Source organism: uncultured Shimia sp., assembly GCF_947493595.1.
Taxonomy (GTDB): Bacteria; Pseudomonadota; Alphaproteobacteria; order Rhodobacterales; family Rhodobacteraceae; genus Shimia.
Window position 1 is genome coordinate 22,055 of the sequence record NZ_CANLRL010000011.1, and the last position, 21,112, is coordinate 43,166.

At 55.2% G+C, this 21,112-nt stretch carries 19 protein-coding genes; 11 read left to right on the plus strand and 8 right to left on the minus strand.

Annotated features, from left to right (window positions below; all coding sequences use genetic code 11):
- Positions 1–481: 481 nt before the first annotated feature.
- The 7 genes from ureG to Q0955_RS19415 form a co-directional block, all read right to left on the minus strand.
- On the minus strand, positions 482–1,111 hold the full coding sequence (gene ureG, locus Q0955_RS19385) for an urease accessory protein UreG (protein WP_299428038.1): 630 nt from the start codon (positions 1,109–1,111) through the stop codon (positions 482–484).
- Entirely contained in the window at positions 1,108–1,752 is a 645-nt protein-coding gene (locus Q0955_RS19390) for an urease accessory protein UreF (RefSeq protein ID WP_299428041.1), read from the minus strand. The genes ureG and Q0955_RS19390 overlap by 4 nt, the downstream gene beginning before the upstream one ends.
- The gene (gene ureE / locus Q0955_RS19395; RefSeq protein WP_299428043.1) at positions 1,736–2,188 is read right to left on the minus strand and encodes an urease accessory protein UreE; all 453 of its coding nucleotides are present in this window, start codon (positions 2,186–2,188) and stop codon (positions 1,736–1,738) included. The genes Q0955_RS19390 and ureE overlap by 17 nt, the downstream gene beginning before the upstream one ends.
- 11 nt (positions 2,189–2,199) lie before the next feature.
- Positions 2,200–3,960 (minus strand): urease subunit alpha, encoded by a 1,761-nt coding sequence (gene ureC / locus Q0955_RS19400; protein ID WP_299428046.1) that lies wholly within the window; start codon positions 3,958–3,960, stop codon positions 2,200–2,202.
- Positions 3,935–4,267, minus strand: coding sequence for an urease subunit beta (locus Q0955_RS19405; protein WP_299428188.1), 333 nt, complete (start codon positions 4,265–4,267; stop codon positions 3,935–3,937). Before Q0955_RS19405 ends, ureC begins: the two co-directional genes overlap by 26 nt.
- 178 nt (positions 4,268–4,445) lie before the next feature.
- On the minus strand, positions 4,446–4,748 hold the full coding sequence (locus tag Q0955_RS19410; RefSeq protein WP_299428049.1) for an urease subunit gamma: 303 nt from the start codon (positions 4,746–4,748) through the stop codon (positions 4,446–4,448).
- A 1-nt stretch (position 4,749) separates the two neighbouring features.
- The gene (locus Q0955_RS19415; RefSeq protein WP_299428052.1) at positions 4,750–5,421 is read right to left on the minus strand and encodes an urease accessory protein UreD; all 672 of its coding nucleotides are present in this window, start codon (positions 5,419–5,421) and stop codon (positions 4,750–4,752) included.
- Positions 5,422–5,971: 550 nt separating this feature from the next.
- Between Q0955_RS19415 and urtA the strand changes: the two genes are divergently transcribed.
- The 11 genes from urtA (at position 5,972) to ugpC (ending at position 19,505) form a co-directional block, all read left to right on the plus strand.
- Positions 5,972–7,252: an urea ABC transporter substrate-binding protein gene (urtA, locus tag Q0955_RS19420; protein WP_299428055.1), complete on the plus strand. Its 1,281-nt coding sequence runs from the start codon at positions 5,972–5,974 to the stop codon at positions 7,250–7,252.
- A 67-nt stretch (positions 7,253–7,319) separates the two neighbouring features.
- Positions 7,320–9,275 (plus strand): urea ABC transporter permease subunit UrtB, encoded by a 1,956-nt coding sequence (gene urtB / locus Q0955_RS19425; RefSeq protein WP_299428058.1) that lies wholly within the window; start codon positions 7,320–7,322, stop codon positions 9,273–9,275.
- A gap of 3 nt (positions 9,276–9,278) precedes the next feature.
- Positions 9,279–10,508: an urea ABC transporter permease subunit UrtC gene (gene urtC / locus Q0955_RS19430; RefSeq protein ID WP_299428061.1), complete on the plus strand. Its 1,230-nt coding sequence runs from the start codon at positions 9,279–9,281 to the stop codon at positions 10,506–10,508.
- Positions 10,505–11,245: an urea ABC transporter ATP-binding protein UrtD gene (gene urtD, locus Q0955_RS19435; protein ID WP_299428064.1), complete on the plus strand. Its 741-nt coding sequence runs from the start codon at positions 10,505–10,507 to the stop codon at positions 11,243–11,245. The genes urtC and urtD overlap by 4 nt, the downstream gene beginning before the upstream one ends.
- 3 nt (positions 11,246–11,248) lie before the next feature.
- Positions 11,249–11,944: an urea ABC transporter ATP-binding subunit UrtE gene (gene urtE / locus Q0955_RS19440; RefSeq protein ID WP_299428067.1), complete on the plus strand. Its 696-nt coding sequence runs from the start codon at positions 11,249–11,251 to the stop codon at positions 11,942–11,944.
- 287 nt (positions 11,945–12,231) lie between these two features.
- Positions 12,232–13,314, plus strand: a complete 1,083-nt coding sequence (locus tag Q0955_RS19445) for a LacI family DNA-binding transcriptional regulator (RefSeq protein WP_299428070.1) — start codon at positions 12,232–12,234, stop codon at positions 13,312–13,314.
- A complete protein-coding gene (locus tag Q0955_RS19450; RefSeq protein WP_299428073.1) occupies positions 13,311–14,663 on the plus strand; it encodes an extracellular solute-binding protein in 1,353 nt (450 codons plus the stop codon). The genes Q0955_RS19445 and Q0955_RS19450 overlap by 4 nt, the downstream gene beginning before the upstream one ends.
- 81 nt (positions 14,664–14,744) lie before the next feature.
- Positions 14,745–15,986 (plus strand): sugar ABC transporter permease, encoded by a 1,242-nt coding sequence (locus tag Q0955_RS19455; protein ID WP_299428076.1) that lies wholly within the window; start codon positions 14,745–14,747, stop codon positions 15,984–15,986.
- Positions 15,983–17,191 carry a carbohydrate ABC transporter permease gene (locus Q0955_RS19460; protein ID WP_299428079.1) on the plus strand — a complete coding sequence of 403 codons (1,209 nt, stop codon included), beginning with the start codon at positions 15,983–15,985 and terminating at the stop codon, positions 17,189–17,191. The genes Q0955_RS19455 and Q0955_RS19460 overlap by 4 nt, the downstream gene beginning before the upstream one ends.
- Complete coding sequence (locus Q0955_RS19465) at positions 17,188–18,456, plus strand: hypothetical protein (protein ID WP_299428083.1); 1,269 nt, start codon at positions 17,188–17,190, stop codon at positions 18,454–18,456. The genes Q0955_RS19460 and Q0955_RS19465 overlap by 4 nt, the downstream gene beginning before the upstream one ends.
- Positions 18,456–19,505 (plus strand): sn-glycerol-3-phosphate ABC transporter ATP-binding protein UgpC, encoded by a 1,050-nt coding sequence (ugpC, locus tag Q0955_RS19470; protein WP_299428086.1) that lies wholly within the window; start codon positions 18,456–18,458, stop codon positions 19,503–19,505. Before Q0955_RS19465 ends, ugpC begins: the two co-directional genes overlap by 1 nt.
- A 639-nt stretch (positions 19,506–20,144) precedes the next feature.
- On the opposite strand, the gene Q0955_RS19475 is transcribed toward ugpC, so the two are convergent.
- Complete coding sequence (locus Q0955_RS19475) at positions 20,145–20,777, minus strand: tyrosine-type recombinase/integrase (RefSeq protein ID WP_299428089.1); 633 nt, start codon at positions 20,775–20,777, stop codon at positions 20,145–20,147.
- Positions 20,778–21,112: the final 335 nt, after the last annotated feature.

The following is a 21,112-nucleotide window of genomic DNA, read 5'->3' on the forward strand; positions in this document are numbered from 1 at the left end:
ACGAGGTTCGTGGATGAAGCCGAAAATGTCTGCTGCGCAATTTGAAGCGCGCCGGAAAGCGGGGCTCTCCACTTCCATTCCGACACATGCATGCAGCGGCGCACTTCGAACGCCAAACCAGACTGCGAAGAGAAGCGTGACCCGGATATGCGATCCTTGATCATTCAAAAGAAGGAAAACGAGCTTGACCCAGACACCCAATTAGAGAAGCGAGCATTCGCAGCGCTCACGAGAAATTCACAGCCAAGCCTAAGGAGCTGACATTCAGGCAGCGCTTTGCTCCTACCTTTTCGCCCCTTGTCGATCTAAGGCAGGTGACCGCATTCAGCGAACGGACAGCCCAAGCCCGTTAACTTGCAAGGGGGCAGCCAGTCGGTTTCTTCGCCAAGCGCCCGCTGGCAATTTCAGTCCTTACCAAGCTTAGACATTGTGTCGCAAACGCAGATAGCACCCAACGGAACATCAGACACTGCCATTGTGTCTACCTTGGCCTTGAAGTAGCCAGCCCACCGACACTTGCAAGCAGGGCTACAATCTCATCCACGCCTTCACGATTGCACAGCGAGGCAAAGACAAATGGCCGCTCGCCACGCATCCTCTTTGCGTCCCGGTCCATGACCTCCAGCGACGCCCCCACATAGGGAGAAAGGTCGGTTTTATTGATGACCAGGATATCGGATTTGGTGATGGCTGGCCCGCCTTTACGGGGAATTTCTTCGCCTGCGGCAACGTCGATCACATAGAGCGTCACATCTGCTAACTCCGGACTGAAAGTGGCCGATAAGTTGTCGCCACCGCTTTCAATCAAAACAACTTCGACATCCGGATGCCGATCGACCATCTCGGCGATGGCGGCAAGGTTAATCGACGCGTCCTCGCGGATTGCGGTGTGAGGACACCCGCCGGTCTCAACCCCGATAATACGCTCCTGTGGTAAAATCTGCATGCGCATCAACGCCTCAGCATCTTCCTGCGTGTAAATGTCATTGGTGATAACACCTATTGAGTGGGTGTCCCGCAACGCTTCGCTCAGAGCTGCCGTGAGCGTCGTTTTACCGGCGCCAACAGGGCCACCGATACCGACGCGAAGTGGACCATTCATCTGTGTCATGTGCGGAAAATCCTTGAGTATTGAGTTTCGTGTTTCATCGCTGCGATATCCGTCAAGAAGTTCGAACTGGCCAAGTCGTCCAGAGTGGCGGTCGTCGCGCTCTCCGCGATCGCGCAACACAACGGGGTCAACGCGCGGATCAGTTTCTGCCCGTCTGTTTGACCAAGGGGCACAAGGCGCATCGCGACCGCCGCGAGATTGGACACGAAGGCTTGCAAGTAGACTTGGATGGTGAGTTCAAGCGGTAAGCCTTTCAGCTGCGCGGCGCGGCCAACGGCAACCGGGTAGGTCAGTCGTTCTAAGTCTAAGGCCCAAATCTCACCCGCCACATCACAAAACGCAGCGCCCTGAAGGCGAGTTTCCTTCAGTCGCTCTGCTGATGCAGCAAACGCGCAGTTAAGGGCGTCGATTTCGCACAAATCATCGGCGCTTACGCTGTAAGCTGCGCCGATGAACAGACTGTCGTTCCATCCCGCGCCATGTTGCAACACATCGGTAATCCACATGACAACTTGCTCTGGGTTGACCACCTCTCCGGCATCAATGGCCCATTCCAAACCATGTGAATAGGTGAAAGCGCCTACCGGAAAGGCAGGCGAAAACCATTGCGTGAGGGTGAGGATATCAGTGGCTGTGGCCATGGGTGCGTCCGTGCCCATAGGCCCCGCCTTCCGGCGTGAAGGGCTCGACTACTTCACGTACTGTGGCGCCAATCTTGTCCAGCATATCGCGGATAACATGGTCGCGCTGAATGAGCAGCCGACCTTCCTCGATTTGGCAGGGCGTATGGCGGTTTCCGATATGCCACGCAAGGCGCGGCAGGTCGTCACCTGAGACCTCCAGCAAGTCTTCTTTGGCGGCAACAACCTCAATTAAGCGACCGTCTTCCAAGGCAAATGCGTCCCCATGATCAAGTGACGTTGTATGCGCCAAATCAACAAGGAACTGTTCGGCACGCACTGTCGACAACATTTTGCGCCGTAGGAACCGGTCATCGTAGTTGAGCGTTACACAATCATAGGCACCGGACCAGTGGCCGGGTTTGCGAATTTGGCGGCTAGGGGGAAGCGTGGTCATTGGATGCACCTTCAGAACATGAAATAGCGTTGTGCCATGGGGAGAACCTCGGCGGGTTGGCAGGTGAGAAGCTCGCCGTCAGCACGCACCTCGTAGGTTTCAGGATCCACTTCAACCTCGGGAGTTACCGTGTTCAGAAGCAGATCGGATTTGCCAATGTTACGGGTGTTTTTTACCGCGACCGTGTCTTTGGCGAGGCCCAATCGCGCGCCAATTCCGGCGTCTTGCGCGGCCTCGCTGACAAAGCAGACGGCGGAGTTTTCAACCGAGCGCCCATAAGCTCCAAACATCGGACGGGAGTAGACAGGTTGCGGCGTTGGGATCGAAGCGTTGGGGTCACCCATCTGCGCCATAACGATGCTACCGCCAAGTAAAACCATCTCAGGTTTTACACCAAAGAAGGCCGGATCCCACAGCACCAAATCTGCACGTTTGCCAACTTCAATACTGCCAATTTCATGGGCAATACCATGCGCAATTGCGGGGTTGATAGTGTATTTGGCAATGTAGCGGCGCACGCGGTAATTGTCGTTGTTTCCCGTTTCCTCAGACAGTCTGCCGCGCTGTTTCTTCATCTTATCGGCTGTCTGCCAAGTGCGGATCAACACTTCGCCGACACGGCCCATGGCTTGACTGTCCGAGGCGATAATCGAAAACGCCCCCATGTCGTGCAGAATATCCTCAGCAGCGATGGTTTCGCGGCGTATCCGGCTTTCCGCAAAGGCGACATCTTCCGGGATCGACTTGTCGAGGTGGTGACAGACCATCAGCATATCGAGATGCTCTTCCAGAGTGTTCACTGTAAAAGGGCGGGTGGGATTGGTTGAGGACGGCAAGACGTGCTCTTCGCCACAGATCTTGATGATATCCGGCGCGTGACCACCACCTGCACCTTCGGTGTGAAAGGCATGGATTGTGCGGCCTTTTAGGGCTGCCACAGTGTTCTCAACAAAACCGGATTCATTGAGCGTGTCCGTGTGGATCATCACCTGGACGTCCAAGTCATCAGCCACTGAGAGGCAGCAGTCGATGGCGGCAGGCGTTGTCCCCCAGTCCTCGTGTAACTTCAAAGCGCAGGCGCCCCCAAGAATTTGTTCCTCCAAGCCAGCCGGAAGGGACGCGTTGCCCTTGCCGGCAAAGGCGAGGTTCATTGGGAAGGCATCCGCAGCCTGTAACATCCGTCCGATATGCCAAGGACCCGGGGTACAGGTGGTCGCCAAGGTGCCATGCGCTGGCCCAGTGCCGCCGCCCAACATTGTAGTTAGTCCGGAATGCAGCGCATCCTCGATCTGCTGAGGACAGATGAAATGGATATGGCTGTCAAAACCACCGGCAGTCAGAATGCGGTTTTCCCCCGCAATGATCTCGGTGCCCGGCCCAACGATGACATCGACCCCCGGCTGCGTGTCCGGGTTTCCAGCTTTGCCAATCTTATGAATGCGGCCATCTTTTAGGCCGACGTCCGCTTTGTAAATGCCAGAGTGATCGACGATCAGCGCATTGGTGATAACTGTGTCCACGGCCCCTTCAGCGCGTGTGGCTTGCGACTGTCCCATCCCATCGCGAATGACTTTGCCACCACCAAACTTCACCTCTTCTCCGTAAACATCCTCTCGCAAACCCGTTGCACTGAATTGCGCCGCAGTGGCGCGCTCCACGATCAGATCTTTTTCAACCTCAATTATGAGGTCCGTGTCCGCCAGCCGCACTTTGTCGCCCACAGTGGGGCCGAACATAGCAGCATAGTCACTCCGGCTTATCTTGCCCGGCATCTTTCAGCGCTCCCATGATGTGTTGATTAAAGCCATAGATGTGTCTCCGCCCCATAAAGGGCACCAACATCACCTCCCGGCGTTGTCCGGGTTCAAAGCGGACGGCTGTGCCCGCAGGAATGTCCAAGCGTCTGCCCAAGGCCACATGACGATCAAATTCCAGCGCTGGATTTGCTTCGGCAAAATGATAGTGACTGCCCACCTGCACGGGGCGATCGCCGGTATTGGCCACCAACACCATACGCGCACTGCGCCCGGCGTTGAGCGTGAGCGAGCCTTCGGCGGGAAATGTTTCACCGGGAATCATGTGCGCCGCCGTTTCCGCACGGCAGTCATCGTCCCACCCACGATCACTGCGGACAGAACCACGGCGATCCAAGCGTACTCCCCATGACTATGGGGATGTGCTCCGGAATGGGCCATGGCTGGAGATGCTAAGAACCCACCCAAAAACGGTACCATATGTTTCATTGGCTCTAGCTCCTCTAACGAATTGGTTTGTGAACGGTGACAAGCTTGGTGCCATCCGGGAAAGTGGCTTCGACCTGCACTTCGTGGATCATCTCCGGGATGCCCTCCATGCATTGGTCGGCTGAGACAACCTGTGCACCCGCTTCCATCATATCGGCCACTGACCGGCCATCACGCGCGCCTTCCACTACACTGTCGGTAATCAAGGCGATGGCTTCTGGGTGATTGAGTTTAACACCCCGTGCCAAGCGCTTGCGGGCCACTTCGGCAGCCATGGCAATCAACAGTTTGTCTTTTTCTCTTGGGGTTAGATTCATGTCAGATCATCCAGCATCGAGGAAGGTCGCCACCATGCAGCTCTCGCAGAACCGGCAGCAGGGTTTTTCTGAGGGTGAAATCGTCTTCCGCAAGCAGGCGCAGGACCAACACATCCTGTTGGAGCAGGCTCACACCGCCGGTTTCCGAAAGCATCTCTCGCAGCGAGGCCAGGTGCCGCTCCGCATCTTTTGCAACCAAAACCACCAGAGCCATCGCCCCAGCGCCGTTACCGATAAATGGCCTATCCAGATGCGCCTGCACATTTCCAGCCAAAGACATCGCATCTTTAAAGAGCGGCGTGCCCGCGCGCCGGATATCAATCCGGTCGCGAAACCGAACATCGGTCAGCACTTCACCCATTGCAGGGCGGCCAAAGACCAAAGGCTCGACCATGAGCAGAGATGCGCCTGGATCCAGATCAATGCTCAGGCGACGGTCCAACGCACTCCCGTTGAACAGAATGGTTTCTTGAGGCAACCAATTGAGCCGTGCTCCCACTTCGACCCGAAGGCGGTTGCGGATCTGACCAGTCTGATTGGGTTGCGCCTTGTAAGCCCGTTCGCAAGCTTGGGTCGTCAAGGTGAGCGTGGTGTCCTTTGCCAAATGACCCGAGAAAGTGAATTGGTCGCCGCCTGTGATCCCGCCCGCAGTGTTCAACAGGACGACATCCATCGCTGCCCTGCAGGATTTTGGGAACAAACATCTGAACGACCCGGCTTGGTGAAGGTCATCTAAAACAGAACGATTCCCAACCATTTTTGTGCCCACGCGCAACGTGCCCTTCGCGCGCGGAGGGTGCATCGTTTGGAGGGGCGATATGTCTGCCAGACGTGTGATCGGCGAATCCTCTTGGTGCGTAGAACTGTTCTTGGTTCTGACGTCTAGAGGGCAAAACGCCATCCAAATTGGCAGCGTTGCGGCCTTGCGCAAGAGCGATCGTCTATTTTTTACGCGCTCACCGTGATTTTAGCTCAAAAAAAAAGCATACGCGAAGGCCGTTAAGGAATTGCAGTGCCTCAGGTTTGCTTATTTCGCGGCAATGCAGAATCGATTGGACACCTGCCGGAGACACGCTGTCAAAAACCGGAGGTGTGTGACGACCATACGAATTGGACCTCGAAGCGGCCGCCACACGAATTGCAACATGACGTTGCGGGGACAGGTAAGAGAAATCGGCACATATGTGCAAGGTCTCTCTCCCGCGCCCTGCCTGGAGGCTAATATGAATTTTCTCAAATCCACACTCGCCGGATCAATCGTCTTTGCGTCACTGGCCGGTACCGCCATGGCTGACGAAGACACCATCAAAGTTGGCGTTCTGCACTCCCTTTCTGGCACAATGGCGATCTCTGAGACCACTTTGAAAGACACCATGTTGATGCTGATTGATCAGCAGAATGCAAAAGGCGGTCTGCTCGGTAAGCAGCTGGAAGCTGTGGTCGTCGACCCTGCTTCAGATTGGCCGCTGTTTGCCGAAAAAGCGCGCGAGTTGCTGACGGTGCATGATGTTGACGTGATCTTTGGAAACTGGACGTCAGTGTCACGTAAATCGGTACTGCCGGTGATTGAAGAACTGAACGGTCTGCTGTTCTATCCGGTGCAGTATGAAGGCGAAGAATCTTCTAAGAACGTGTTCTACACCGGTGCCGCGCCAAACCAGCAAGCCATCCCGGCCACAGATTATTTCCTGGATGAGCTGGGTGTCGAGAAATTTGCCCTGCTGGGAACAGACTATGTGTACCCACGCACCACAAACAACATTCTCGAAAGCTATCTCAAAGGCAAAGGCGTTTCCGATAGTGACTTGTTTGTGAACTACACGCCGTTTGGCCACTCTGACTGGTCCAAAATCGTGGCTGATGTTGTGGCTCTTGGTGCTGACGGCAAAAAGGTCGGCGTGATTTCAACCATCAACGGTGACGCCAACATCGGCTTCTACAAAGAACTGGCCGCGGCGGGTGTGTCTGCCGACGATATTCCAGTTGTCGCCTTCTCCGTGGGGGAAGAAGAACTGGCAGGCCTCGATACCTCTAATCTCGTGGGTCACCTCGCAGCGTGGAACTACTTCCAGTCTGCGGATGCTGAGGTGAACGCCGAGTTTGTGAAAAATTGGAAAGCCACAATGGGTGAGGAGCGTGTCACCAACGATCCAATGGAGGCCCACTTCATCGGGTTCAACATGTGGGTGAATGCGGCAACAGAAGCTGGGTCTACTGACGTAGATGCCGTGCGGTCTGCCATGTACGGACAAGAATACCCGAACCTGACAGGCGGGACCGCGGTGATGTTGCCAAACCACCACTTGGCCAAGCCCGTCCTGATTGGCGAAATCCAAGACGACGGACAGTTTGATATCATCAGCCAGACAAGTGAAGTCCCCGGTGACGCCTGGACTGATTTCCTGCCTGAGTCAGCTGTGCTGATGTCAGACTGGAAAGATCTGGACTGCGGCATGTACAACACCGAGACCCAGACCTGCGTTCAAACGCTGTCAAACTACTAAGACGAGCTCTTGTGAAGAGGGCCGACACTCGGCCCTCTTCCATATAAATGACGCGGACACTTCCGACATGATCAGACTATACTTTGCGGGGTTTGCCCTTCTGTTGTCGTGCCTAACGGCCACTGCGCAGGACGCGAACATCCAGCCCATCTTGCAAGAGTATCAGGCAGAAATTGCCAAGAGCTCGCGTAAGACCATTGGCCCGGTGATTGATGCAATCGCTAGCAGTGGATCACCACACGCTCAGCTCATGCTTGAGACATGGGCCGCCAAAAATATATGGATGCGCAAGTCTGACGGCCTATTCTTTGTCGGAGAGAAGACCGACACCAAAAGCTACCTGCTCACAGATTTTGACAGCGGAGATGTTGTTGGAAGCTATCCCAAGAGTGACCTGAAACAACTTAAACCAAACAGCGGCGTCCGCGCCATGATTGCGACAGCGTTGGTCCAGTTTCAATTGATGGATCCGGACGCGGCCAAACGGCAAGATGCACTGACCTCAATTCAACGAGACCCCGGTCCCGCGCTTCTGGCCCCATTGCGCACCTCGATTGACAGTGAACCCGATCCGACTCTGAAGGCGCAGAAACAACGGCTCGAGCGCTTGCTCACCATTGGCTACGATCAAGACACCAAAACGCGTGTCGATGCCATCGAAGATATGTCAGGCGAACTTGGTGTCGATGTCCGTGCGACACTCAACCCGTTGGTGGCAAAAACACTCAATGTAGCGACCGGGGACATTCCAACCGGTGTAAACGTGGCCGCAACACTGGAGCCCGGTACTGATCAGTTTTCCAAGGCCGACGCCTATGACCTATTGGTGGCCAAAGGCATGGCTCCAGCGCTGGTTTCGTCTGGCGATATGCGCTCAGCACTGGCCGCCAATATAGAAGGCGGCCGTGTTGGCGGCATTCCGGTGGCTCAGCTGGACACCGACGCGGCACGCAATGCTGCCTACGCGGCGCTCGCGGACGCCGGAAAAGTGCCCCCCCTTATCACGCAAGCGGACATGGACACCGCGCTTGCAAGCCATGTCTTCTTCGAAACTTTTGCAGAACCTTCAGCTGAGGTGACAACGGCGGCCACCGATGCGTTGAAGGCCATCAACCTGAAGGTCGGATTGAACCAAGCCCTCGACCTGACACTTGACGCGCTGTCCTTGGCGTCGATCTATTTTCTCGCGGCAATCGGCCTCGCAATCACCTTTGGCGTCATGGGCGTGATCAATATGGCGCATGGCGAATTCATCATGATGGGCGCCTATACGGGCTACGTGGTGCAACAGATCATCCCGGATCACACCTTGTCGATCATTGTCGCAATCCCAATGGCCTTCGCCGTGACCTTTGCTGCCGGTGTGGCAATGGAGCGGTTGGTGATCCGATGGCTTTATGACCGCCCACTGGAAACGCTGCTTGCAACCTTTGGCATCTCAATTGCGTTGCAACAGCTGGCAAAAAACATCTTTGGCACGCAAGCCCGCCCTTTGACCGCGCCGGGCTGGCTCGATGGTGCACTCGTAGTGAACGATGTCGTCTCGATCAGTTTTATTCGTATCGCCATCTTCATCCTTGCGCTCGTTTTCCTTGGTGTTTTCCTATTCATCATGAAGCGCACGAGGCTGGGGCTAGAAACCCGCGCAGTGACCCAAAACCCGCGCATGGCGGCCTCAATGGGGATCAACCCCGGCAAAGTGAATATGCTGACCTTCGGCTTTGGGTCAGGCATTGCCGGCATCGCCGGTGTCGCTATCGGTCTCTTCGCCAAAGTCACGTCCGAGCTGGGCAATGATTACATTGTGCAAAGCTTCATGACCGTGGTGGTCGGCGGGGTAGGCAACATCTGGGGTACGCTTGCGGGCGCTGCGATGATCGGCTTCTTCCAAAAAGGGATCGAGTGGCTGAACCCGTCAAACACGCTCGCCGCACAGACCTACATGATCGCCTTCATCATCATATTTATTCAATTCCGGCCAAGGGGCATCATCGCCCTCAAAGGCCGCGCGGTGGGGGATTGATCCATGCAACGGTCTTTCATTGCCAAGAACCCTTCGGTTCTGATTTTTCTTGCCTGTCTGGCCTTGTTCACTTTGATTGTGACGGTTCTGTCTGAAGGTTTCGGCGTCGGGGTTGTTTCAACCAGCTTTGTCAAAACACTGGGTAAGACGCTTTGCTTGTGTCTGGTCGCCGTGGCCATGGACTTGATCTGGGGATTTACCGGTATCCTGTCGCTTGGCCATTTCGCCTTCTTTGGCCTGGGGGGCTACATGATTGGCATGTGGCTGATGTATGAGCGCACCCGTCTGATCGTGGTCGAGTCGCTCAGCCAAACAGAAATCCCCCCCACCAAATCCGAAATCATTGATGGCATTGGGAACCAGATCTTCGGCGTGGTCGGTTCCAGTGATTTCCCTCTGATCTGGGCCTTTTCCGACAGTCTGTTTCTACAGCTTGCAATGGTGGTTCTGGTACCAGGATTGTTGGCACTGGTGTTTGGTTGGCTCGCCTTCCGAAGCCGCGTCACCGGGGTTTACCTATCAATCCTGACCCAGGCGATGACATTGGCACTGGCTTTGTATCTCTTCCAAAACGACAGCGGCCTGCGTGGCAACAACGGGCTCTCAGGCCTGCAGAACCTACCGGGTGTGGCTGCGTCTCAGGACGAGGTGTCCCTGTGGTTCCTCTGGGCCTCAGCTTTGGCCCTTGGCCTTGGATATCTGCTGGCGGCTTGGGTTGTTTCCGGCAAACTTGGCTCTGTTATTCTTGGCATCCGAGACAACGAGGCGCGGGTGCGCTTTCTTGGCTATTCGGTCGAGACCTACAAGCTGGTGGTCTTCACATTCACCGCCTGTATCGCCGCCATCGCTGGCGCGCTCTACTACCCGCAGGCAGGGATCATCAATCCCGCTGAAATCGCACCTATAGCGTCGATCTATCTGGCGGTTTGGGTGGCAATTGGTGGGCGTGGGCGGCTTTACGGTGCTGTCATTGGTGCGGCATTTGTCAGCCTTCTTAGCACGTGGTTTACCGGAGGCCAGGCACCGGACATTCCGCTGGGGTTCTACACAATCAAATGGGTGGACTGGTGGCTGGTGCTTTTGGGTTTGTCTTTTGTCGCTGTCACCCTGTTTACGCCCAAGGGCATGGGAGGGCTGGTGGATCTTCTGACGCAACGCAAAAGCCCCAATCGTCATGGCGCAAACCTGGGTCCTGATGACGGCGCCTTGCGCGAACAGGAGGCCAGCCAATGAATACGCTCCTTGAAGTTTCCGGCGTGTCAGTCACCTTTGACGGTTTTCGTGCCATCAACAACCTATCGTTCCAGATTGGTGACGCTGAGCTGCGCGCGGTTATCGGGCCCAACGGGGCGGGCAAAACCACCTTTATGGATATCGTAACCGGAAAAACCAGGCCGGACGAGGGCCGGGTGATCTGGGGGGACAAATCCCAGTCTCTTCTGAAAATGAATGAAGCAAAAATTGCCCAAGCTGGGATTGGCCGAAAGTTCCAGAAACCTACGGTGTTCGAAGATCAGACGGTTCAAGAGAACTTGCTGATAGCGCTGAAAAAGCCGCGTGGCTGGTTGTCAGTGCTGATGTATCGACCCAGCACAGCAGACCTTGAGAAAACGGCCAACCTGGCACAGGAAATCGGTTTGCTGGACGCGCTGAGCCGCAAATCCGGTGAGTTGAGCCACGGACAAAAGCAATGGCTGGAAATTGGCATGTTACTGGCGCAGGAACCGCGTTTGTTGCTGGTGGATGAACCGGCAGCTGGCATGACACCTCAAGAACGCGAACACACCACCGACCTGTTGCTGGAAGCGGCTAAAACCCGTGCTGTGGTGGTGGTCGAACATGACATGGAATTTGTACGCCGCCTGAATTGCAAAGTGACCGTACTACACGAAGGGTCGGTTTTGGCCGAAGGCAGTCTTGACCATGTCACCTCCAATCAAAACGTCATCGATGTCTATCTGGGGCGCTGAACTATGTTGAAACTTCAAGACCTTACCTTGCACTACGGGCACTCTCAAATTCTCAACGGAGTTTCGATGCAAGCTGACCTCGGCGAAGTGACTTGCGTGATGGGCACCAACGGTGTTGGTAAGACCAGCCTGATCAAGGCCATTTCTGGCACCCACCCGAGATCGGGCGGCAACATCGAGCTGGCGGGCGAAGTTCTGGATGTTTTGCCAGCACACAAGCTGGCACATAAGGGGATCGGCTATGTGCCGCAGGGACGGGAGATTTTTCCTCTTCTGACAGTGCGCGAAAACCTGGAAACCGGGTTTGTTTGTTTGCCACCTGCCGAGCATTTCATACCGGATGAGATTTTTGCACTTTTCCCGGTTCTTAAGGAAATGCAGAACCGGCGTGGCGGGGATCTGTCCGGCGGACAGCAACAGCAGTTGGCGATTGCGAGGGCGTTGATCACCAAGCCGCGATTGCTTCTCTTGGACGAGCCCACAGAAGGCATTCAGCCCAATATCATCCAGCACATCGGTGAAGTGATCGGGCAGCTGCGAGACAAAGGCGATATGGCGATTGTTCTTGTGGAGCAATATTTTGAGTTTGCCTATGGGTTGGCAGATAGGTTCGTGGTCTTACGTCGTGGCGAAGTCATGATGGCTGGCAAAAAAGGCGCTGTTGCAAAAGAAGACCTGCTGAAGGGTGTTTCTGTGTGAGTGGAAGCCTGGGCGGTGAAAGAGCCGAGCGACCCAATGGAGAGAGGAAAAATACCTCAACCGCAGAAGACCAATTAACCAACTAAGCCGCAAGGCTTCTGATCTCTGATTTTTGATCCATTTTGCACCAACCGCCAAAGGCCGTTTCAGCCATTTTGCAAAAAGTCGCCAAAACTTCTTGCCGAAACCGGTTTCGGAAACTTTTCTAGTCATCCAAGGGAGGATGACTCGTGCAGACTGGTACGACAAAAACATCTAATGAACAGCCGCGGCGTGCCCGCAGACGGGTGACAATTGCGGATGTTGCCAACCATCTTGGCGTGACCAAAAGCACGGTAAGTCGAGCGTTGAACGGCTATACCGATATTTCGGATTCCACACGGTTGCGCATCAGTCGGGCGGCGGAGCGTCTTGGCTATCGCCCGCTCAGCCATGCTCAAGCAATTCGTACTGGACGGGTGCGGTCGCTTGGGCTGGTGCTTCAGGTTGACAACGAAGACAGCGCGCGCCCATTTCTTGCGGATTTCATCGCAGGGGTCACTCAAGCAGCGAGTGCCGAGAATTGGACCGTCACAATTGCAACCTCCGAAACCGAACGCGGGGTGCAGGAAACGCTGTCGCGTCTTGTCGACGAGCATAAAGCGGACGGGTTCATTCTTCCGCGCACGCGGTCACGCGACAAGCGTGTTGAGGCACTACGTGCGCAAAACATCCCGTTTATCATGTTCGGGCGTACCGAAGATCCGACAGGATGTTCTTGGTACGACATCAAAGGCGAAGACGCGATGCGTGCGGCAACGGCACGCCTTGCGAGCCAAGGGCACAAGCGGATTGCGCACGTACCGGGCGGCAGCGAATACACCTATTCCAAGCTGCGCATTGGCGGGTATCGCGACGGTTTGGCCGCCGCCGGCCTCTCAATTGACCCAGCCTTGATCACGGCGCCTGCAATTACGCATGACGGTGGAGAGGCTGCTACGCGGTCCCTTTTGATGATGGCAGAACCACCCACAGCGATCACCTTTGCTGTGGATCGCGCCGCACTTGGTGCTTACCGGGTGGCGCAAGACTTGGGACTGCACATTGGCAGCGATTTTTCAGTGATTGCTTATGACGGCATACCTGAAGGCGCCTATGCAAACCCTGCCCTCACGACCTTTGCGGTCAACAGCCGTCAGGCGGGGGACCGGCTCGCATCATTATTGATCAAACGAATTCGGGGCGCTGCTCCGGAAGAACTTCGCGAGTTGGCTCCGGCCACGCTCGTTGAGCGGGGGTCAGATGGGCCTCCACGTCTGACACCCGCCGAATTGGCGCAGTGTCTAAAGGACATACAAAAACGTGAAGTCCAATGGGAGGAACCAACATGAAACTTCAGAGAAAAACCAAATTATTGAGCAGCGCAGCACTTGCGCTGGTGATGGTGTCGGGTGCCGTCAATGCGGGTACGATCCGGTTCTGGACAACCGAGGAGCAACCTGAACGGCTTGCTAAGCAACAGGAAATGGCGGCTGAGTTTCAGGCGGCCACCGGCACCGAAGTGCAGGTCATTCCGGTGACAGAATCCGATTTGGGCACACGTGCGACGGCTGCATTTGCCGCCGGCGATTTGCCTGATGTGATTTACCATCCGCTGCAATATGCGCTGCCGTGGGCAGAAGCCGGTATCTTGGATACCGAGGCTGCATCAGAAGTTGTCGAAGGACTTGGCCAAGGCACGTTTGCACCTGGTCCACTTGCGATGGCAGCTGTTGAAGGTGGGGTCGCTTCTGTACCAGTGGATGGCTGGACCCAAATGATTGTCTACCGTGCGGATAAGTTCGAAGAAGCTGGCCTGGAGGCACCGACGTCTTTTGCCAATGTTGTCGCCGCATTGGAGAAGCTTCACAACCCACCAGAAATGTACGGTTTTGTTGCCGCAACAAAAGTGGATGAAAACTTCATGTCGCAGGTGCTGGAGCATGTGTTCCTCGCCAATGGCGTTTCACCGGTGAGCTATGACGGGGCTGCGGCGCTTGATCCGGCTGCAACCACCGAGGTGCTCGAATTCTACAAAGCCATTGCCGAAGCCTCTCCTCCCGGCGAACTGTACTGGAAACAATCACGCGAGCTGTTCTTTGCGGGCCAAGCTGCGATGATCATCTGGTCACCGTTTATTCTGGATGAGCTGGCCGGTTTGCGCGACAGCGCTCCGCCCACAATCAATGACGACCCGACCTCGTCCGAGCTGGCATCAAAGACTGGCATCGTAACCAATTTCTCTGGACCGTCGAACCCAGATGGGGCCGCATGGGGCGATGTGCGTTACTTTGGTATCACCAATGACGCTGACACCGATCTGGCCATGGATTTTGTGAAGTTCTCGATGGATGAAGGCTACACCCAAACGCTTTCCATTGCGCCGGAAGGCAAGTTCCCGGTGCGTCGCGGCACGGCAGATGAGCCATCAAAATTCTCAGAAGCCTGGTCGATGTTGCCTGTTGGTGTGGACCGTAAAGCGCCTCTTGGTGACCTATACGATCAAGCAATGATCAATGAAATTGTTGGTGGATTGGATGTCGCCAAGCGTTGGGGTGTTGCCGAAGGTCAGCTGGGACTCGCGTCCAAAATGATCAACAGCCAAGTCATCAACCGCGTGGTGCGTCAGTATATCGACGGCGAAATTGATGCCGCGGCCGCTGTCGCTGCCATGAACGAGCAACTTTCTGCCGTCGAGTAGAATGTGGCACGGTACCCTGCTCCGACATCCGTCGGGGGGGGATACCAATTATTCCGACCAATGGGTTGACCGGAGACCTTCATGAACATTGCAACCCCTCCTAAAGGGCGCGGCCCGCTGGCAAAGCGCGAAGCCCGGCTGGCGTGGTCTTTGCTGCTACCAACGATCACGATGGTGTCGTTGGTGGTGATTTTACCGTTGCTTGCGATTTTCTGGATCAGTTTTAAGCCCATTGGGCTCGCCGACCTGCGGCCTCCTGCACCCGTGTTGCGCGAGAGCTTGCGTGGATCGGGAGACGACTTGCGGATCGAATATCGGTTGCGAAATTCGAGCCAAGACACGGAAATAACCGACGTCACGATACGTGACACCTGGCCTGAAAGTCTGATTGTTGCCGGCGACTTACCTTCGGGATGTGATTTGGATGGCACCGTATTTGCCTGTGAGCTGGGCACTTTAGAACCCGGTTTCAATGAACGGCTGCGTGTGCCGGTTGTGTTGGCTGATGGCGCCGACAAAGATATGGCGGAAGACGCCGCCGAAGGCACCAAACCGCAGGTGCGCGGCGATGCAGAGTCGATCCTGACAAACTTTGAGTTCACGCTCGACAACTTTGCCAAGGTTTTTGACGGGGACGAATTCTGGTCGGTGATGTGGGTTACGATCTTCTACACCGTGTTTGGCACGGTCGGGGCATTGCTTTTAGGTCTGTTCGCGGCACTGCTTTTGAACAAGAGTTTCCGGGGGCAGGGCATCCTGCGCGGGCTCTACCTGTTTCCATATGTGGCCCCAGTGATCGCGGTGGCATTTACCTGGGTCAACCTGTTTGATCCGTTCTCGGGGTCGGCGAATGCGCTGCTTCTGCAGATGGGGGTAACCAGTGAGGCCATCAACTTCTTTGGACAGCGGCCGCTCGCGCTCATCATGGTGACTGTGTTCGAAATCTGGCGCTATTTTCCGCTCAGTTTTCTGTTCATCCTTGCGCGGCTTCAATCCATCGACACCGATATGTACGAGGCGGCGGATATGGACGGGGCCTCGCCGTTTCAGAAGTTTTGGTACCTGAGTTTGCCAATGTTGTTGGGCATTCTGTCGGTCCTCTTCCTGCTGCGATTCATTTGGACGTTCAACAAGTTTGACGACATCTTCCTATTGACTGGCGGAAACGCAGGAACACGCACATTGACCGTCAACGTCTATGAACAAGCGTTTGCGGTCTCAAATATCGGTGCTGGTGCTGCCGTGGCGGTTATCATCTTTGGCTGTTTGTTGGTGTTCAGTGTTTTCTTCTTCAAGTTTATCAGCCGGGAGGAAGGGCTATGAGCCTCTTACGGTATGGATATGTGAGTGGCCCCGTCATCGGCGCAATTTGGCTCTTTGTCCTCGCGACCACCATTTCGGTCACAATGTCTTTCGCCACCGGCGACGCGTTTAGACCAGCGTTGGCATCATCATTGGTTTTGGGTGCCTTGGCAGGTTGGATCGCAGTGACGTCGCAAAACAAAATCACAAAAATTGCCATGATCTCAGCTCTGGTTTTTGCAACTTCGCTCACAGGTTTCGGCCCGACCGTGATGCAAAGCACTGCAACATCTCAGGGATTTGTCGCAATCATGCTTGCTCTTGTGGTGGGCTGGTCAATTGTCGCGATCATGGTTGACGTTCCATTTGGAAGCTTGTCTCGGCATGAAATGGAGGAGGCCTGGATCCGTTTTTTGACCGGGTTTGGCTATGTTTTCTTCACCGCAATCGTGTTGATCCCGTTCTATGTAATGGTGATGACCTCGCTGAAGTCGCAATCAGATCTGCTGCAAAATCCGCTGGATTTCTCGCTGGACCTGGGCAAAGGCGCGGTGCTGTTTCGCAGCTACTATGAGCTGTTCCGAGACTTCAATTTTGGCACCTATATGTGGACCAGTTTCTATGTCTCTGTGCTGACAGTTTTGATAACGCTCGCGTTCTCCATTCCAGGGGCTTACGCCGTCGCACGCTTGAATTTTCGCGGTCAAAAGGCCTTTTCGCGCTCAATTCTCCTGATCTACATGGTGCCAATGATCGTTTTGGCGTTGCCAATCTACATCGCGTTTTCCGTCACTGGCCTGCGCAACACGGTGGTAGGCATCATTCTGATCTATCCGGTCACAACGATCCCCGTGGCGCTCTATATGTTGCAAGGCTATTTTCGTGGCCTGCCGCCGGAGGTGGAAGAGGCCGGTCTTATGGACGGTTTGAACCGCCTGCAGGTTATCTGGAAAATCACACTGCCTTTGGCTTTGCCCGCGCTGGCATCGGTGAGCCTGTATGTCTTCATGATTGCCTGGAATGAGTTCCTCTTGGCTTTCATGCTGTTGGACGATCCTTCGAAATTCACACTAACGCGTGGCGTCGCCATGCTTAACAGCTCAGAAATTCCCCGCGAACATCTGATGGCAGGGGCGGTCCTTGCGACCGTGCCGGTCATGGTTCTGTTCCTCGGGTTGGAGAAATTCATGACCAAAGGTCTTACTGCAGGGAGCGTGAAAGGATGAACGCGCAAGCTATGCCAGATATGGATGAACAAGCGCGCGCGATTTTGCGCGGCAATGATCGCGGCGGATACACCGTGCCGACCGCTGGATTATACCCCTATCAATGGAACTGGGACAGCGCCTTTGCCGCCTGGGGATTTGCCACCTTCGATGTCGAAAGAGGCTGGGATGAAATTGAGACTTTGTTCTCAGGCCAATGGGGCAATGGCATGGTGCCTCACATTCTGTTTCATCGCCCCGATCCGGGGTACTTTCCGGGACCCGAGGTGTGGGGCGGCATAGGGCCCGTGGCCTCATCAGGCATCAGCCAGCCACCAGTCGCCGCGAGTTTCGCGCGGCGGATTTATGATCTTGATCCAGAGGCGGGCCTGCCAGTGGTGGCTCGACTATTTCCGAAAATGCTGGCGTGGCACCGGTGGTTCATGGAGTGGCGTCTGGATCAGGGCGCAGTCTGTATCACACATCCGTGGGAAGCGGGGCGAGATAACACGCCAGATTGGGATGGGGCGATGGCGGGCATCGATCCCAAGGATGTTGGGGACTACACACGTCGAGACACCTCCCACGTTGATCCAGAGATGCGCCCCACGAAGTATGATTACGACAGGTATGTCTGGCTGGTGCGACTTGGTCGTCGTTTAAACTGGGATGAAGCTGCCTTGCTGGAGCAAAACCCCTTTCGCGTGGCCGACCCGACTATGACATTCACGCTTTTGCGCGCACAGCGTGACCTAGCGGCGCTAGGCCGTATACTGAAAGAAGACGTCAGCGAAATCGAAGCTGCGATCGCCATCTTGGAAGCGGGTGCCGAGACGCTCTGGAACGCCGATCTTGGCAGCTATGATGCCCGTGATGTCCGCTCGGGCCAATGGGCCAATTGCGTATCCAACGCCTCTTTTCTGTGTTGGTATGCCGGGATACAAAAACCCGCCATGGAAGCGCAATATGACCGCATCACGTCGGTCTGCACCTATCCGGTTCCCAGCCACGACCCAAGCTCCGACCGGTTTGATCCCAAACGCTATTGGAGAGGGCCTACGTGGGGCATCATGAACGCGCTCATCGGGATTGGCTTACAGGACTGCGGCCTTGTTGAAAGAGCAGAAAGCCTGCGCACATCCACGGCTGACTTGATCCGCGAACATGGATTTGCCGAGTATTTCGACCCTCTTACAGGAGACGCCGCAGGTGGAGGCACATTCACCTGGACTGCGGCTGTATGGCTGGGCTGGGCCTCACCGTCACGTCCAAAAGGAGCGTTCTAATGGGATCGATTAAACTTGAAGGCGTCGAAAAATGGTTTGGCGATGTCCAAGTCATCAAAGGCATCGATCTTGACATCGAGGACGGCGAATTTGTCATTTTTGTCGGTCCGTCCGGTTGCGGAAAATCCACATTGCTGCGGATGATCGGCGGCTTAGAGGAGACCTCACGCGGGGCCATTAGGATCGACGGTCGCGACGTGACGGCCGAGCCACCGGCAAAACGTGGCCTGACAATGGTGTTCCAAAGTTATGCGCTCTATCCGCATATGAGCGTGCGTGACAACATGGGGTTTTCGCTCAAAACTGCAGGCGCCCCCAAAACTGAGATCGACGATAAAGTCAATCATGCAGCCAGTGTGCTGAAGCTGGAGCAATACCTCGATCGACGCCCCAAGGACCTGTCTGGCGGCCAACGTCAGAGGGTTGCGATCGGGCGGTCAATAGTGCGCGACCCAACGGCCTTCTTATTTGATGAGCCATTGTCGAATTTGGACGCGGCGCTCCGTGTGGAGATGCGTTACGAAATTGCCAAACTTCATCAATCCCTTGGATCAACGATGATCTATGTGACGCACGATCAGGTCGAAGCCATGACGCTTGCGGACAAGATCGTGGTCTTGGAGTTCGGCACAGTTGCCCAGGTCGGGTCGCCACGCGAACTCTATGAACGTCCGGCCAATCTATTTGTGGCGCAGTTTATTGGCTCACCAAAGATGAATGTCATTCCATGCAGCGTAAAAGGGTCTTCGTATAGCCTCCCTGGCGGGCGTGGCGGCGACTATCACGGTGCGGGCGAAGCTACCCAGCTTGGCATTCGCCCTGAACACATGGAAATTATGTCTGTTGGAGAGGGCGCGTTGGACAGTGTGATTGATGTCGTCGAGTATCTTGGCGCTGACTGTTTTGTCATCTTGGACTGTGGCGCGTTTGGGAAATTAACGGCCCGCGTTTCTGGAGAAACGAGTTTGAAATCAGGCGACAGAGTTGGCTTGAGTTTCCCGACTGACCGAATTCATTTCTTCGATAGAGAGGGAAGAGCGGTGGATTGAATTCAGAGCCCGCATCTACGCCGCGTCAATGTCACCGAAAAGGATTTATGCCGGTCGATAAGCACGAGAGACTAGAGTTTTAACCCGTTTACTATCAGCTAAGGACTGGTTGAAACCAAGGTGTAAAAGTTGCAGAACGACCGCCCTTTGAGCACATCGCACCTTTCAAGGGTTGCCGTGAAAATGGTGTCTGCTTAGGTGCTGACTTTAGGAACCGATGATAAAGACCTGACTTGATCAAGTTGCAATTCCGCGCGGGATCTTGCGCGATTTGTAATTCTGCAACTTGTATTGAATGGCAGCTTTTGGAACGCCGAAATACAACGTTCCACATACCGTTCAACGTCCGGGTTGGGCCGTTCACTTCGCTCGGCACATTGGGGCGGATTCCGGTCAATCGTTCAGCTTGCGGCAAAATTCTCCTTACAGTCCGGCGTTTCAGCTGGCCATTTCCGCTTTGGGCTGAAAGCTGTCATTGTGTAAGTTGAGATCAATGGCGCCTTGGTCCGCATTGCCGACCTCGAACCCACTAAATTGCTGCACCAATGCGCCAACGGCAGCTTAAGGAAAGCTGCAATGCAGCACTTAGGGACCCGGTAAACGGCGGCTTAGGGCCGTCTGTGAGGGCGGCCCTGTGATTTAGATTTCTACCGCCTCGGAGATCGACAACGCATCTTCCAGTTCTACACCGAGGTATCGGACTGTGCTGTCCATCTTGGTGTGTCCAAGCAAGAGCTGAACAGCCCGTAGGTTACCGGTCTTCCGGTAGATCTGTGCAACCTTCGTCCGTCGCATTGATTGAGTTCCATACGCGCTCGGCTCCAGCCCTATCGATTTCACCCAGTCTCGGACAAGGCGCGCGTATTGCCTGGTCGAAATATGAAGCCGTTCGTGAAATCGCCCCGGCCAAAGGAATTCGGAGCCGATCACAAGCGGCTCTTCCATCCATCTCAAAATAGACTTCCGTGTTCCCTCGGTAATCTCAAAGCGGACAGATTTCTGCGTTTTGCTTTGAATTATCGAGGCCCGCTCCTTGACTTGACCCGCGGCGAAAACGTCCGCCACCATCAGTTTGACCAGATCGCACCCCCTAAGCTTGCTGTCGATGGCAAGATTGAACAAAGCTAGGTCGCGATGATTTTCAGCGATCTCAAGTCGAACGCGAATTGCCCAGACATGCTTGGGCAGTAGCGGACGTTTCTGTCCAACAATGCGGCCTTTGTTCCAGGCAGGGCGACATGCTCGAATAGCGGGTAAGTTTGGTGTTTGCATGGTGGATCCTCCGGTCCGCCACTCCCTCCCACGGCGACAACCCGAGGTTGACCTGGCTACCATATCACAGGATTCTGCACGGCCTCCGAGGTCCGCTCCGATCCCATTCTGACTGATGCTGCGCATGGTACAAACGGCAGCAATGCGCAGATAGCTGACTTTGCAAAGTCTGTGCGATTTTCCGGAGGCGGACATTGATCCTGATCGTGGCCAATGACGGCTCCAAGCCCAATTCGACTGACGCCGCAAGATGCATAATTGGCAGCCTTTCGCAGCAAGCGGACTCTGCAAAGTCTCGCGAACGAGCGATAATGGTAGTTGGCGCCGCACACATC

What these genes read in the sequence shown, in the direction of transcription:
- ureG (WP_299428038.1), bottom strand. Translation starts at nt 1,111, where the DNA reads ATGACACAGATGAATGGTCCACTTCGCGTCGGTATCGGTGGCCCTGTT.
- Q0955_RS19390 (WP_299428041.1), bottom strand. Translation starts at nt 1,752, where the DNA reads ATGGCCACAGCCACTGATATCCTCACCCTCACGCAATGGTTTTCGCCT.
- ureE (WP_299428043.1), bottom strand. Translation starts at nt 2,188, where the DNA reads ATGACCACGCTTCCCCCTAGCCGCCAAATTCGCAAACCCGGCCACTGG.
- ureC (WP_299428046.1), bottom strand. Translation starts at nt 3,960, where the DNA reads ATGCCGGGCAAGATAAGCCGGAGTGACTATGCTGCTATGTTCGGCCCC.
- Q0955_RS19405 (WP_299428188.1), bottom strand. Translation starts at nt 4,267, where the DNA reads ATGATTCCCGGTGAAACATTTCCCGCCGAAGGCTCGCTCACGCTCAAC.
- Q0955_RS19410 (WP_299428049.1), bottom strand. Translation starts at nt 4,748, where the DNA reads ATGAATCTAACCCCAAGAGAAAAAGACAAACTGTTGATTGCCATGGCT.
- Q0955_RS19415 (WP_299428052.1), bottom strand. Translation starts at nt 5,421, where the DNA reads ATGGATGTCGTCCTGTTGAACACTGCGGGCGGGATCACAGGCGGCGAC.
- urtA (WP_299428055.1), top strand. Translation starts at nt 5,972, where the DNA reads ATGAATTTTCTCAAATCCACACTCGCCGGATCAATCGTCTTTGCGTCA.
- urtB (WP_299428058.1), top strand. Translation starts at nt 7,320, where the DNA reads ATGATCAGACTATACTTTGCGGGGTTTGCCCTTCTGTTGTCGTGCCTA.
- urtC (WP_299428061.1), top strand. Translation starts at nt 9,279, where the DNA reads ATGCAACGGTCTTTCATTGCCAAGAACCCTTCGGTTCTGATTTTTCTT.
- urtD (WP_299428064.1), top strand. Translation starts at nt 10,505, where the DNA reads ATGAATACGCTCCTTGAAGTTTCCGGCGTGTCAGTCACCTTTGACGGT.
- urtE (WP_299428067.1), top strand. Translation starts at nt 11,249, where the DNA reads ATGTTGAAACTTCAAGACCTTACCTTGCACTACGGGCACTCTCAAATT.
- Q0955_RS19450 (WP_299428073.1), top strand. Translation starts at nt 13,311, where the DNA reads ATGAAACTTCAGAGAAAAACCAAATTATTGAGCAGCGCAGCACTTGCG.
- Q0955_RS19455 (WP_299428076.1), top strand. Translation starts at nt 14,745, where the DNA reads ATGAACATTGCAACCCCTCCTAAAGGGCGCGGCCCGCTGGCAAAGCGC.
- Q0955_RS19460 (WP_299428079.1), top strand. Translation starts at nt 15,983, where the DNA reads ATGAGCCTCTTACGGTATGGATATGTGAGTGGCCCCGTCATCGGCGCA.
- Q0955_RS19465 (WP_299428083.1), top strand. Translation starts at nt 17,188, where the DNA reads ATGAACGCGCAAGCTATGCCAGATATGGATGAACAAGCGCGCGCGATT.
- ugpC (WP_299428086.1), top strand. Translation starts at nt 18,456, where the DNA reads ATGGGATCGATTAAACTTGAAGGCGTCGAAAAATGGTTTGGCGATGTC.
- Q0955_RS19475 (WP_299428089.1), bottom strand. Translation starts at nt 20,777, where the DNA reads ATGCAAACACCAAACTTACCCGCTATTCGAGCATGTCGCCCTGCCTGG.